At 68.8% G+C, this 12423-nt stretch carries 12 protein-coding genes and 1 tRNA gene; 3 read left to right on the plus strand and 10 right to left on the minus strand.

Features of this window, described 5'->3' with window-relative positions; all coding sequences use genetic code 11:
• Positions 1–101: 101 nt before the first annotated feature.
• The 4 genes from pgi to ileS all read right to left on the minus strand — a co-directional run bounded on the left by pgi (position 102) and on the right by ileS (position 5890).
• Positions 102–1742, minus strand: a complete 1641-nt coding sequence (pgi, locus tag E9232_RS00105; protein WP_309791325.1) for a glucose-6-phosphate isomerase — start codon at positions 1740–1742, stop codon at positions 102–104.
• 82 nt (positions 1743–1824) lie between these two features.
• Positions 1825–2475, minus strand: a complete 651-nt coding sequence (locus E9232_RS00110) for a DUF3035 domain-containing protein (RefSeq protein WP_309791326.1) — start codon at positions 2473–2475, stop codon at positions 1825–1827.
• The gene (gene lspA / locus E9232_RS00115) at positions 2472–2975 is read right to left on the minus strand and encodes a signal peptidase II (protein ID WP_309791328.1); all 504 of its coding nucleotides are present in this window, start codon (positions 2973–2975) and stop codon (positions 2472–2474) included. Before lspA ends, E9232_RS00110 begins: the two co-directional genes overlap by 4 nt.
• 26 nt (positions 2976–3001) lie before the next feature.
• Complete coding sequence (gene ileS / locus E9232_RS00120; protein WP_309791329.1) at positions 3002–5890, minus strand: isoleucine--tRNA ligase; 2889 nt, start codon at positions 5888–5890, stop codon at positions 3002–3004.
• Between the two features lie 447 nt (positions 5891–6337).
• Between ileS and E9232_RS00125 the strand changes: the two genes are divergently transcribed.
• Positions 6338–6847, plus strand: coding sequence for a cytochrome P460 family protein (locus E9232_RS00125; RefSeq protein WP_309791331.1), 510 nt, complete (start codon positions 6338–6340; stop codon positions 6845–6847).
• Between the two features lie 6 nt (positions 6848–6853).
• Here E9232_RS00125 and E9232_RS00130 read toward each other — a convergent pair whose 3' ends face one another.
• From E9232_RS00130 to E9232_RS00155, 6 genes are all read right to left on the minus strand, one after another.
• Positions 6854–7210: a putative quinol monooxygenase gene (locus E9232_RS00130; RefSeq protein WP_309791332.1), complete on the minus strand. Its 357-nt coding sequence runs from the start codon at positions 7208–7210 to the stop codon at positions 6854–6856.
• Between the two features lie 90 nt (positions 7211–7300).
• Entirely contained in the window at positions 7301–7603 is a 303-nt protein-coding gene (locus E9232_RS00135; RefSeq protein WP_309791333.1) for an HlyU family transcriptional regulator, read from the minus strand.
• Between the two features lie 119 nt (positions 7604–7722).
• Positions 7723–8601 (minus strand): TauD/TfdA dioxygenase family protein, encoded by an 879-nt coding sequence (locus E9232_RS00140; RefSeq protein WP_309791334.1) that lies wholly within the window; start codon positions 8599–8601, stop codon positions 7723–7725.
• Positions 8602–8643: 42 nt separating this feature from the next.
• Positions 8644–9492 (minus strand): ABC transporter permease, encoded by an 849-nt coding sequence (locus E9232_RS00145; protein ID WP_309791335.1) that lies wholly within the window; start codon positions 9490–9492, stop codon positions 8644–8646.
• Positions 9485–10372 (minus strand): ABC transporter ATP-binding protein, encoded by an 888-nt coding sequence (locus tag E9232_RS00150; protein ID WP_309791336.1) that lies wholly within the window; start codon positions 10370–10372, stop codon positions 9485–9487. The genes E9232_RS00145 and E9232_RS00150 overlap by 8 nt, the downstream gene beginning before the upstream one ends.
• Position 10373: 1 nt before the next feature.
• Positions 10374–11381, minus strand: coding sequence for an ABC transporter substrate-binding protein (locus E9232_RS00155; RefSeq protein ID WP_309791338.1), 1008 nt, complete (start codon positions 11379–11381; stop codon positions 10374–10376).
• A 471-nt stretch (positions 11382–11852) separates the two neighbouring features.
• On the opposite strand from E9232_RS00155, the gene E9232_RS00160 reads away from it, so the two are divergent.
• Together E9232_RS00160 and E9232_RS00165 are read left to right on the plus strand one after the other, a co-directional pair.
• Positions 11853–12161, plus strand: a complete 309-nt coding sequence (locus E9232_RS00160; RefSeq protein ID WP_309791340.1) for a hypothetical protein — start codon at positions 11853–11855, stop codon at positions 12159–12161.
• Between the two features lie 97 nt (positions 12162–12258).
• Positions 12259–12334, plus strand: a tRNA-Ile gene (locus E9232_RS00165).
• Positions 12335–12423 lie beyond the last annotated feature (89 nt).

The following is a 12423-nucleotide window of genomic DNA, read 5'->3' on the forward strand; positions in this document are numbered from 1 at the left end:
CCCGGCGCCCTAGAAATGGGCCGTGATGGATATCATGTCCAATATATTGATCCGGACGATATCATACGTTTTCGATATGATATCGTCCGGATCGGACCGGGTCAGCTCCAGTCGCGGATCGCGGCGAGCAGGCCGAGGGTCGAGCTGTCATGCGCGCCCGGCGCCTTTTCGCCCAGCAGCGCGGGCTGGATCGCCTTGGCCAACTGCTTGCCCAGCTCCACCCCCCATTGGTCGAAGGAGTAGACGTTCCAGATGGTGCCCTGGACGAAGATCTTGTGCTCGTACAGCGCGACCAGCAGGCCCAGCGTGTAGGGGTCGATTTCCCGCACCAGGATGGTGTTGGACGGGCGGTTGCCCTCGAACACCTTGAACGGCAGCAACGCCTCCAGCGCCGCGCCTGACAGCCCCGACTTGGTCAGCTCCGCCCGCACCTGGTCCGGTGTCTTGCCGACCATCAGCGCCTCGGTCTGGGCCAGGACGTTGGACAGCAGGATCGGGTGGTGGTCGTCGACCGGGTTGTGGCTTTCCACCGGGGCGATGAAGTCGCAGGGGATCACCTTCGTCCCCTGGTGGATCAGCTGGTAGAAGGAATGCTGGCCGTTGGTGCCGGGCTCGCCGAAGATCACCGGCCCGGTCTGGTAGTCGACCCGGTGGCCCTGGCGGTCGACCGACTTGCCGTTCGATTCCATGTCGGCCTGCTGCAGATAGGCCGGCAGCCGGTGCAGGTACTGGTCGTAGGGCAGCACGGCGTGGGTCTGCGCGTCCCAGAAGTTGCCGTACCAGACGCCGAGCACGCCCAGCACCGCCGGCAGGTTCTGCTCCAGCGGCGCCGAGCGGAAATGCGCGTCCATGGCGCGGCCGCCGGCCAGGAAGCGTTCGAAGGCGTCGGCGCCGATCGCGATCATCACCGGCAGGCCGATCGCCGACCACACGGAATAGCGGCCGCCGACCCAGTCCCAGAAGCCGAACATGTTGGCGGTGTCGATGCCGAACTTGGACACCTCCGTCGCATTGGTAGACAGCGCGGCGAAATGCTTGGCGATCGCCGCCTCCGGCGCGCCGGAATGCAGGAACCAGCGCCGCGCGGTGTTGGCGTTGGTCAGGGTCTCCTGCGTGGTGAAGGTCTTCGACGCGATCAGGAACAGGCTGGTCTCGGGGTCGATCCGCTTCAGCGTCTCGGCGATGTGGGTGCCGTCGACATTGGAAACGAAATGCATCCGGATGCGCGGGTGGTGGTAGGGGACCAGCGCCTCGGACACCATCACCGGGCCGAGGTCGGAGCCGCCGATGCCGATGTTGATGATGTCGGTGATCGGCTTGCCGGTGTGCCCGGTCCAACTGCCGTCGCGCACGGCGTCGGAGAATTCGCGCATGTGCTTCAGGCTGGCCGCCACCTCCGGCAGCACATTCTGGCCGTCGACCTCGATCGAGCCGGCCAGGTCGGCGCGCAGGGCGGTGTGCAGCACGGCCCGGTGCTCGGTGCCGTTGATCGGCTCTCCGGCGAACATGCGGTCGCGCCAGGTCTCGACGCCCTGCTGCCGGGCGAGGTCGAACAGCAGGCCCAGCGTCTCCGCCGTCACCCGGTTCTTGGAATAGTCGAGCAGCAGGTCGCCGAGGCGCAGCGAGAAGCTGTCGAAGCGCTTGGGGTCGGCGGCGAAGAGGTCGCGCATGTGCACGCCGTCCATCGCCTTGCGATGGGCGTCGAGCGCGGTCCAGGCGGGCGAACGGGTCAGATCGGACATGAGGGGTCGCCTCCGTTGCGGGAACGGTGTCGGATCACAGGACACAAACGAAAAGGCCGGGGCACGCGCCCGGCCTTGGATGTCAATTGACGAGGTCGGTGACGCCCTCGAAGATCCCCTTGCGGCGCCGGATGATGATCGGCGTGTCGCCGCTGGTCAGCGGCTTGCCCGTGTCGGCGGCGGCATTGAGGCGCGCCGCCTCCTTGTAGGGGTCGACCACCGTGCCGGGCAGCGGCTTGGACTGCCAGAACAGGATGTTGTCGATGAAGCGGTCGTCGTCCTGGGCGATCTGCGTCGTCTCCTGGTCGACGGTCGAGCGGATCCCCGGTTCCGCCGGCCCGGCCTTGGCCAGGATCGCCGCGCCGCTGGCGCTGGCCGCAGCGCCGGCACCGGCAGTGTCGCCGCGCGGAATCTTGCGCCCCTGGCCGAACAGGATCGCCTCGGCCTGCTCACGCGGCTGGGTCTCCTGCGGCCGTGGGATGCCCGGCGTCGGCGGCGGCAGATCGGTCAGCGAACTCGGCATCGCCAAAGGCGCGCGCGGCATCACCGCGAATTCGTCCGGCGTCGATTTGTCGTAGCCGATGAACTCCTGCACCGTCTTGCTGCCGGCGTCGCAGCCGGCGACCGCCAGGGTGGCGATGACCAGGCCGGTCAGCGTGACCAGTCTGCCCCCCCACACCCGGCCGGGCTGGAAGAAACAGGTCGACTGGAAGAAACGAGACTGCCCGCTCACGATCGATCCCTCTGCGCTGCCACCGGGTGGGCGCGGCGGCCGAACAGACTGTCGGCGATCAGCAGCATCACACCGATGCTGATCGCGCTGTCGGCCACGTTGAACACCCAGAAGGAATACTGCCCCGCGTAAAAATGCAAGAAATCGGCGACGGCGCCGAACCGCAGCCGGTCGATCACGTTGCCGATCGCCCCGCCGATGATCAACCCGACGCCGCCGGCGATCAGACCGCGATCGTTGCGCCGCAGCCAGATCAGGAGGCCTACGACGACTGCGAGCGCAACCACCGACAGGCCCCAACGCGCCAGCGGCGAGTCGCCGGCGAGGAGACCGAAGCTGATTCCATAGTTCCAGACCATGGCGAAATCGAGGAAGCCGGTGATCCGGATCGACGGCGCCCAGCTGGCGGTGGTGATCGGGTCGGGCAGGCCGAACAGAACCTTCAGCACCCAGTATTTCGAGAGCTGGTCGGCGATCAGGATCAGCGCCGCGACGATCAACCCGCGCCGGAACAGCCGCGCATCGGTCATGCCGTCACTCCGGCCACCGCAGCATCGACCGCGTCCGAACAGCGATGGCACAGGTCCGGATGCGCCGCCACCGTGCCGACCTCGGGCAGGACCCGCCAGCAGCGGTCGCAGCGGTCGCCCGAGGCGGAGCCGACGATGACGCCGACGCCCGGCACGTCCGCCAGGGCGAAGGCGCCGTCCGGCACGGCACCGGTCTCGACCGCCAGGGTCGAGGTGATGCAGATCTCGGCGAAGTCGAGGCTGGCCAGCAGTTCGGCCTCGGCCGCGCCGGCATGGACCACCGGGTGCGCCTGCAGCGACGAGCCGATGCGCTTGGCCGCCCGCTCCAGCTCGATCGCGCCGGTGACCACGCGGCGCAGGTCGCGCAGCCGGGCCCAGCGCGCCGCCAGGGCATCGTCCTGCCAGGTATCAGGGACGTCGGGGAAGGTGCGGAGATGGACGCTGATGTCCGGCCCATCACCGCGCCGGGCCAGCCAGGCCTCCTCCGCCGTGAAGCACAGGATCGGCGCCAGCCAGATGGCGAGATGGTCAAACAGCGTGTCGAGCACGGTGCGGACCGCCCGCCGGCGCAGGTCGTCCGGCCGGTCGCAGTAGAGCGAGTCCTTGCGGATGTCGAAGTAGAAGGCCGACAGGTCGACCGCGCAGAAATTGTGCAGCGCCGTCGACATGGCGTGGAAGTCGTAGTCCTCGATCCCCTTGCGGATGGTGCGGTCGAGCTCCCACAGCCGGTGCAGCACCCAGCGCTCCAGCTCCGGCAGTTCTGCCGCCGGCAGCCGCTCGGCCTCCTGGAAGCCGTCGAGGGCACCCAGCAGGTAGCGCAGCGTGTTGCGCAGCCGGCGATAGGCGTCGGCCTGGTACTTCAGGATCTCCTTGCCGATGCGCAGATCCTCGGAATAGTCGGTCGAGACGATCCACAGGCGCAGGATGTCGGCACCGGATTGGTTCGCCACCTCCTGCGGTTCGACGCCGTTGCCGAGCGACTTCGACATCTTGCGGCCCTGCTCGTCCAGCGCGAAGCCATGGGTCAGCACCGCGTCGTAGGGCGCGCGGCCGCGGGTGCCGCAGCTTTCGAGCAGCGAGGAGTGGAACCAGCCGCGATGCTGGTCCGAGCCTTCGAGATAGAGGTCGGCCGGCCATTTCAGGTCCGGCCGCTGCTCCAGCACGAAGGCATGGGTCGAGCCGGATTCGAACCAGACGTCGACGATGTCGAAGATCTGCTCGTAGTCGTCGGCCTTGAAGGTGTTGCCGAGGAAGAACTGGGCGTCGTGCTTGTACCAGGCGTCCGAACCCTCGAGCTCGAAAGCCGCGGCGATGCGCTGCGTAACCGCGACGTCGCGCAGCGGCTCGCCGGTCTTCTTGTCGACGAAGATCGCGATCGGCACGCCCCAGGCGCGCTGGCGGCTGATCACCCAGTCCGGCCGGCTCTCGATCATCGAGGACAGGCGGTTGTAGCCCTGGGGCGGGTAGAACTTCGTGGTCTTCAGCGCGGCCAGCGCGGTCTGCCGCAGCCCGTTCGTCTCCATCGAGATGAACCATTGCGGCGTGGCGCGGAAGATCAGCGGCGCCTTGGACCGCCAGCTGTGCGGGTAGGAATGGCGGATCTGGCCGCGGGCCAGCAGGCCGCCGGCCGCCTCCACCGCCAGCGTCACCACCTTGTTGGCGTCGCCCTTCTTGCCGTCGGGGCGGTAGATCACCCGGCCGGCGAACAGCGGCACGCTGTCGTGGTAGCGGCCATCCTCGGTCACCGTCTCGGTCGCGGCGATGCCGTGGGCGCGGCCGAGGTCGAAGTCGTCGGCGCCATGGCTGGGCGCGGTGTGGACCAGCCCGGTGCCGGCATCGACCGTGACATGGCCGCCGGGCAGGAATGGCACGGCGAAGTCGTAGCCTTGTCCCGCCAGCGGATGGCGGGACACGGTGCCGGCCAGGGCCGAACCCGGGAACTTGTCGACGCAGGTCCAGGCGGTGACGGCGAGGTCCTTGGCCACCGTGTCGGCCAGGGCCGTCGCCAGCACCAGCGTCTCGCCGACCTTGGCGAGGCTTCCCTCGGCCACGGCATCGACGGTGTAGACGCCGTATTCGAAGTCGGGGCCGTAGGCGATGGCGCGGTTGGCCGGCAGCGTCCAGGGCGTGGTGGTCCAGGCCACCGCAGACGCGCCCCCGAGCGACGGCCGCGACGCCGCGGTCACCGGGAAGCGCACCCAGACCATGTCCGAGGTGATGTCCTGGTACTCGACCTCGGCCTCGGCCAGGGCGGTCTTCTCGACCACCGACCACAGCACCGGCTTCAGCCCGCGATACAGCCCGCCATTGAGCAGGAACTTGTGGATCTCGCGGACGATCTGCGCCTCGGCGGCGTCGGTCATGGTGGTGTAGGGGTGCGCCCAGTCGCCCATCACGCCGATGCGCTGGAACTGCGCCGACTGCACCTCGACCCAATGCCGGGCGAAGGCGCGGCACTCCTCGCGGAACTGCAGCACCGGCACCGCGTCCTTGTCCTGGCCGGCCTTGCGGTACTTCTCCTCGATCTTCCACTCGATCGGCAGGCCGTGGCAGTCCCAGCCCGGGACGTAGACCGCATCGCGGCCCAGCATCTGGCGGGTGCGGACGACGATGTCCTTCAGGATCTTGTTGACCGCGTGGCCGATGTGGATGTCGCCATTGGCGTAGGGCGGGCCGTCATGCAGGACGAACTTCTCGCGCCCCTTGGACAGCGCCCGCAGCTTGCCGTGCAGGTCGATTGCCTCCCACCGGGCCAGCAGCTCCGGCTCCTTCTGCGGCAGGCCGCCACGCATGGGGAAGTCCGTCTTCGGCAGGAAGACAGTGGATTTGTAGTCGGGAGCGGCCGGGGCGGCGGCACCCGGGGTCTCGGCAGGCTGGACGGTCATGACTTGGGGGCTCGTGGATCCACGCGGGCTCAATTACCCGCTTTGGCGCTCGGATACCAGCCGGTCGACCCCGGATGGGTCCATTCGGCGGCGTGAGGAGACATGGCGCAACGGCGCAGCGACCCGACCCCCGTCAGAGGGCCGGGCGGATAATTCGAAACAGGGCGTCCGTCTTGCGCATCCGACCATGGTACCGGATGAGCGCTCGGGGTCAAGCCGCACGGCGACCTCAATGATCCGGTCGAGCAGCAGCGGCCCGAGGCAGTGGAAGGCCGTCACGAAACCACGATCCCTTCTCCGCCGCGAGGGGGCAAGGGCGGCTGTGTCCGCGACGGCCTGGCCGGCAGCGGCTGACAGCTCACAAGTTATAACAGGCGCTTCCCCGCGGCCTCTGCTTCGATGGTCGAGGCCCCGCCGCCGGGTCCATGGAGCAGAAGGAGCCTTCCGATGAGATCGATCCGTGTCGCCCTGTTTGCCGCGACCCTGGCGTCATCCGCTCTGGCTGCGGTGTCCTTGGCTGCCGAGGGCACGGATGCCGAGAACGCGTCGCCGATCTACGGCGTCACCATTCCCGAGGGATACCGGCAGTGGGAGCTGATCGGGCCGGCCCAGGAGGCGGAGCCGCTGAACGAGCTCCGCGCCGTCCTCGGCAATCCCACCGCGATCAAGGCCTACCAGAGCGGGACCCTGCCGTTTCCGGACGGCACCATCCTGGTCAAGCTGGCCTGGAAGCATGTCCAGTCCACCGAGTTCGAGCCCGCCTCCGTCCCCGGCGCGGCGACGACGGTCCAGGTAATGGTCAAGGATTCGAAGCGGTACCCCGACAGCGGTGGCTGGGGCTTCGGCCGTTTCATCAACGGCAAGCCGGTCGACGAGGCGCAGCACCAGACCTGCTTCGCCTGCCACGAGGCGCGGGTGAAGGGGCACGACTTCGTCTTCACCCGATGGGCGCCATAAGCCGCTTCAGCCGCCGCTCCGGTCGATCGCGAAGTCGCCGCGCATCGGCTGCCACAGGGTGACGCCGCGCTCCTGGCGCAACAGGTCGGGCAGCGCCGCGATATAAGCCTGGCGGTAGGCGCGCGGGATCTGCACCCGCACCAGCTCGTCGAGGTCGGCCCAGGTCTCGTACAGCATGAACAGGGTGGGGTCGTCGGGCGACCGGTGCAGCACCGCGTTGATGAAGCCCGGCTCGTGCCGCATCGCGTCCAGCACCGGCGTCAGCAGGTCCAGGAACTCGGCCTCGCGGCCCGGCTTCGCATGCAGGGTGACGGTGAAGGCGACCGTCCCGTCGTCCGGGCGGGTGACGGTTGATGTGGGCATCGGCGGCCTCGGGCGTGCGGTGGCGAGGCGCCGAGGATGGCTGGTGACCTGCCCGAAACCAATGACCTCGAAGGTAATGGAATAGGTGGGCTAAAGCCCGAACACCCGGTCGCCCTGCTCGTCGATGATCTGTTGCGCCTTGGACAGCGAGAAGGCGGTGGCGTCGTCCTTGCTGGCGTGCTTGTCGGCGCGGACGAAGCGGTGGGTCTTGGTGCCCTCCGGGAAGTCCTTCTCGATCAGCCCGGCGGTCTGGTACTGGCCGCCCGCGGCATAGGGCGCCGGGCGGATGCGGAAGCCCTTGTATTCGACCGCCTCGCCGGCCGGGGCTTCGGCCCCGCCCTCAGCGCCCTCGCGCTTGCCGCCACCGAACAGGGATTTGAGGAAGGAGACCATCGCGCCGACCGCCGCACAGGGAAGGGGAGGCGCAGCCTATCGCGGATCGCGCCGCGGATCACGCTTTCCTGCGGCGGGGACCCGCCGCAGGGCGAGAGGCTACGCCGAACCTTGAGACCTCAGGCCGCCACGCGCTCGGCGGGACCGATCGGCTTGTCGCCCTTCACCGTGGTCCGGTACAGGGTGCGCGCCAGGTGCGGCGGGCAGCCGGTGGCCAGGTGGATGGTGGCCCGGTTGTCCCAGAACACCATGTCATGCGCCTGCCAGCGGTGGCGGTACTGGAACTGCGGCTGGGTCATGTGCGCGAACAGCCGGCGCAGCAGCGTGTCGCTCTGCGGCCGCTCCAGCTCGACGATGTGGGTGGTGAAGCCCTCGTTGACGAACAGCGCCTTGCGGCCCGTCGCCGGGTGCACCCGCACCACCGGATGCACCACCGGCGGCACCGTCTTCGCCTGGTCCGCGGTCAGGCCGGGCCGCAGCGCGCTCTTGGCCTGTTGCGCCACGTTGCGGGCGGTGTAGTCGTGCACCGCGGTCAGCCCCTCGATCTGCGCCTTGGTCTCGTCGTCCAGCGCGTCATAGGCGGCGGCCATGCTGACGAATAACGTGTCGCCCTCGACCGCCGGCAGGGTCTGGGCGTGCAGCAGCGACCCCAGGCTCGGCTCCGCCTTGTAGGACAGGTCGGAATGCCAGTAGCGGCCGGCATCGGCCAGGCCCAGCGGCTTGCCGTCCTCCCGCGTCTCGTTCGAGACGATCAGGATCTCCGGATGTCCGGCCAGGTGGAAATGGTGCTGGACGTGGATCTCCAGCTCGCCGAAGCGGCGGCTGAAGGCGATGTGCTGCTCCGGCGTGATCCGCTGGTCGCGGAACACCACGACCGAATTCGTCTCGAACAGCGACTTGACCGTGGCGAAGGTGGCGTCGTCGAGCGGGCCGGTGAGGTCGAGCCCGCTGATCTCGAGGCCGATCAGGTCGGACAGGGGATTGGTGGTGAAGGACATGGCGGCGTTTCCGTGGATTCGGTGATTCCGTTTGGGGGCGGCTCAAGCCTGCTGGGTGCCCCAGCGCTCGACCGTGAGCCGGGACAGGGTCCGGAACAAGAGGCTTTCGACCAGCAGGCCGATCAGGATGATGGTCAGGAGGCCGGCGAAGACGTTGGTCGTCTCCAGCTGGTTGCGGTTGACATAGATGAACCAGCCGAGCCCGCCGGAGCGTGAGGACACGCCGAACACCAGCTCGGCCGCGATCAGGGTGCGCCAGGCGAAGGCCCAGCCGATCTTCAGCCCGGCCAGGATCGCCGGGAAGGCGGCCGGCACCAGGATGCGGGCGACGTAGCGGAAGCCGGTCAGCCCCAGATTCTGCCCGACCATGGCGAGAGGCCGCGGCACGGCGCGGAAGCCCGAATGGGCGGCCAGGGCTAGCGGCCACAGCACCGAATGCACGATGACGAACAGCAGGCTGGGGGTGCCGAGGCCGAACCACAGCAGCGCGATCGGCAGCAGCGCGATCGCCGGCAGCGGGTTGAACATCGCGGTCAGCGTCGACAGCAGCTCGGCGCCCAGGCGGCTGGCCGTGGCCAGCCCGGCCAGGATCGCCGCCGCGATGATGCCGATGCCGTAGCCCACCACCAGCACCTGCAGCGACGCCAGGGTGCGCAGCGGCAGCTCGCCATTGGCGATGCCCTGGCCGAAGGCGGCCACGGTGGTCAGGAAGCTGGGCAGCAGCAGCGGGCTGCCGACGATGCGGGCGGTGATCTCCCAGATCGCGGCCAGCGCGACCAGGATCAGCAGCCGGCGCCAGGCCCCGGACCCGATCAGGCGGGAGGAATGGTTCTCGCCCCCGGCCGGGCGCACCGGCGACCCGGCCTGCAGCAGGCCCTGATAGTCAACCATCGGTCGCCTCCGCCGCGGGGCGACCATCGGTCGCCTCCGCCTCGGGGCGACCATGGGTCGCCTCCGTCCCCGGGTCGCCGATCTGGTCCGCGATCAGCCCCCCGATCCGGGCCTCCAGCGCGGCAAAGGCCGGGTCGCCCCGGTCCGGGCCGCGGCCACACGGCAGGTCGATCACGGCGCGGACCCGGCCGGGATGGGCGGTCATCACCACGATCCGGCTGCCGATCACGATGGCTTCGTCGATGGCATGGGTGACGAAGACGGTGGTGACCCCGGTCTCCTCGCACAGCGCCAGCAGCTCCTCCTGCATGCGCCGCCGGGTCATGGCGTCCAGCGCGGCGAAGGGTTCGTCCATCAGCAGCACCGCGGGCCGCAGCACCAAAGCCCGGGCGATGGCGGCGCGCTGCTTCATGCCGCCGGACAGGGTGTGGGGATACTGGTCGGCGACGCGGGCCAGCCCGACCCGGCGCAGCATGTCGTCGGCCACCGCCTCGGCCTCGGCCCGCCGGGTGCCGCGCGCCCAGGCCAGGGCGGAGATCAGGTTCCGCCGCACCGTCTGCCACGGCAGCAGCTGGTCGAAATCCTGCAGCACCATCATCCGATCCGGCCCTGGCCGAGACACCGGCCGACCGTCCAGCAGCACCCGGCCGGCGCTGGGCGGCAGGAAGCCGCCGATGCTGCGCAGCAGGCTCGACTTGCCGCAGCCGGACGGGCCCAGCAGCACCAGCCGCTCGCCGCGGCGGATGTCCAGGGTCACCCCCTCGACCGCCGTCACCCGGCGGCCGTCAGCGACATAGGCCAGGGAGACGCCGTCGAGCGTCAGGGCCGGCGTGTCGGCTGTCGTGGCGTCGGAGACCGGGGCGAGGGCCGGGGATGCCATCTCAGCTCCCCGGACGGTCGTAGAGCGGCGGGAAGAACAGGTCGCGCCAATCCGTCGTGGTGGTCGCGATCTGGCCGATGCGGTGCTGGAACTCGACGAACTTCAGCACGTTCTCCGGCGCCACCGTGTAGCGGGTGTCGGGGGCGGTGATCAGGCCTTCGACGAAGGATTCCGGCAGCTTCGACGATTCGGCGGCGATGTACAGCTTCGCCGCCTCGGCCGGATGGGCGGCAATGAACTGGTCGGCGCGGTCCAGCGCGGTGACGATCGCCGCCACCGTCTTCGGGTTGTCGGCGTAGAAGGCGCCGGTCGCGTAGATCACGTTGAAGGTGTGCGGGCCGCCCAGCACGTCGTAGCTGCTCAGCACCCGGTGCACCTTCGGATCCTGCAACTGCTGGTTCTGGAACGGCGGGGCGCCGAAATTGGCGGTGACCTCGGACCCGCCGGACAGCAGCGCCGCGGTCGCGTCCGGATGCGCCATGCTGACGGTCAGGTCGTCCAGCTTGGTCGCCTGGTCCTGGCCGAAGGCCTGGGCCGCCGCCATCTGCAGCACCACCGCCTGGAACCCGACCTTCACCGCCGGCAGCGCGATGCGGTCCTTGTCGGTGAAGTCCGCCAGCGTCTTCACGTCGGGGTTGGTGGTGGTCAGGTAGATCGGCATCGACCCCAGCGCCGCGATGCCCCTGACGTCGATCGAGCCGCGGGTCTTGGCCCACAGCGTGATCGCCGGCGGCGCCCCGGCCGCGGCGACGTCCAGGCTGCCCGACAGCAGCGCCTCGTTCATCGCGGCGCCGCCGCTGACCTGGATCCAGTCGATGTCCGGCGCCGGCAGCCCGGCCTCGGTGGCCGCCGCCTCGATCAGCTTCTGCTCCTTGGCCACGATCATCGGCAGGTAGGAGATGCCGAATTGCTGCGCGATCCGCAGCGTCGCGGTCTCGGCCTGGGCCGGTGTGGCCAGGGCGAGCATCGCCGCCGCTGCGAGGAAGGATCCGAGGATGGGGGCGCGCATACGGGCGGTCTCTGGCTGGCTTCGATAAGGACAAACATTTGGAGAAGACGGGGAAATATCAATCCAATTAATTTGTGTTATATGTTGTATAACAGAATACGAGTGTTATTTTTGACGTTTCGTCAGCGACTGGGCTGGCCGGCGAGGATCTCATTGCGATCGACCTTGCCGCCGGCAGTGTCGTCTGGGGTGGTGTCGTGATCGGACTCGGCGGCTTCGGCCGGCCGACCTGATCCGGCAATCCCGGACTCCGAATAGCGGCGGTAAATCCGACAATAGAATCGTAAAACCAGCTTGCCGACGACACCGGGCTTCTTCGCCGGCAGGACTGGACCTCCAGTCCATGCCCAAATATCTCTTGAGACCAAGCGGGGCGAGGCGCATCTTTATTTATGCGGGGCCGAGAAATCGGCGATTCGGCTTCATGCGCCGCCCCGCCCGACGGCGCTCCATGGATCGGAAGGAGATCCGATGGACATCGTTTCCCTGATTATCCAGCTCGTGGCAGGAGCGGTCGGCGGCAATGTTGCCGGCGCCGCGGTCAAGCAGTACAGCCTCGGCACGATCGGCAACTCGATCGCCGGCATCGTCGGCGGCGGCATCGGCGGTCAGATCCTGGCGGCGCTCGTCCCCAGCCTCGCTGGCGCGGCTGCCGGCGGCGGCCTCGACATCGGCGCCATCATCGGTCAGATCGTCGGTGGTGGCGTCGGCGGCGGCGTCCTCATGGTCATCGTCGGCATCATCAAGCAGATGCTCGCCGGCGGCCAGAAGGCCCAGTAACCGGATCGCGACGCCCGGCCGGCCCACGGCCGGGCGCCGCACCCGGAGAAGCAACGCCTTCCCCGCACCGGCGCCGCTTGCTAGAAGGGCGCCGGACGGGCCTGTAGTTCAGCGGTTAGAACCCGCCGCTCATAACGGTGTTGTCGCAGGTTCGAATCCTGCCGGGCCCACCACGCTTCGCCCTTACGGGCTACGCGTGGCGCAGCCACGTGGAGACTGCTCAGTGCGAAGCAGTGTCCGGCGTCGCTGTAACGAAGCGACA

Source organism: Inquilinus ginsengisoli (genome assembly GCF_031453975.1).
Lineage (GTDB): Bacteria > Pseudomonadota > Alphaproteobacteria > DSM-16000 > Inquilinaceae > Inquilinus > Inquilinus ginsengisoli_A.

Excerpts from the sequence above, each read along its gene's own strand:
- ileS (WP_309791329.1), bottom strand. The coding sequence starts at position 5,890 with ATGACCGTCCAGCCTGCCGAGACCCCGGGTGCCGCCGCCCCGGCCGCT.
- E9232_RS00125 (WP_309791331.1), top strand. The coding sequence starts at position 6,338 with ATGAGATCGATCCGTGTCGCCCTGTTTGCCGCGACCCTGGCGTCATCC.
- E9232_RS00140 (WP_309791334.1), bottom strand. The coding sequence starts at position 8,601 with ATGTCCTTCACCACCAATCCCCTGTCCGACCTGATCGGCCTCGAGATC.
- E9232_RS00160 (WP_309791340.1), top strand. The coding sequence starts at position 11,853 with ATGGACATCGTTTCCCTGATTATCCAGCTCGTGGCAGGAGCGGTCGGC.
- E9232_RS00150 (WP_309791336.1), bottom strand. The coding sequence starts at position 10,372 with ATGGCATCCCCGGCCCTCGCCCCGGTCTCCGACGCCACGACAGCCGAC.
- E9232_RS00135 (WP_309791333.1), bottom strand. The coding sequence starts at position 7,603 with ATGGTCTCCTTCCTCAAATCCCTGTTCGGTGGCGGCAAGCGCGAGGGC.
- E9232_RS00130 (WP_309791332.1), bottom strand. The coding sequence starts at position 7,210 with ATGCCCACATCAACCGTCACCCGCCCGGACGACGGGACGGTCGCCTTC.
- E9232_RS00155 (WP_309791338.1), bottom strand. The coding sequence starts at position 11,381 with ATGCGCGCCCCCATCCTCGGATCCTTCCTCGCAGCGGCGGCGATGCTC.
- pgi (WP_309791325.1), bottom strand. The coding sequence starts at position 1,742 with ATGTCCGATCTGACCCGTTCGCCCGCCTGGACCGCGCTCGACGCCCAT.
- E9232_RS00145 (WP_309791335.1), bottom strand. The coding sequence starts at position 9,492 with ATGGTTGACTATCAGGGCCTGCTGCAGGCCGGGTCGCCGGTGCGCCCG.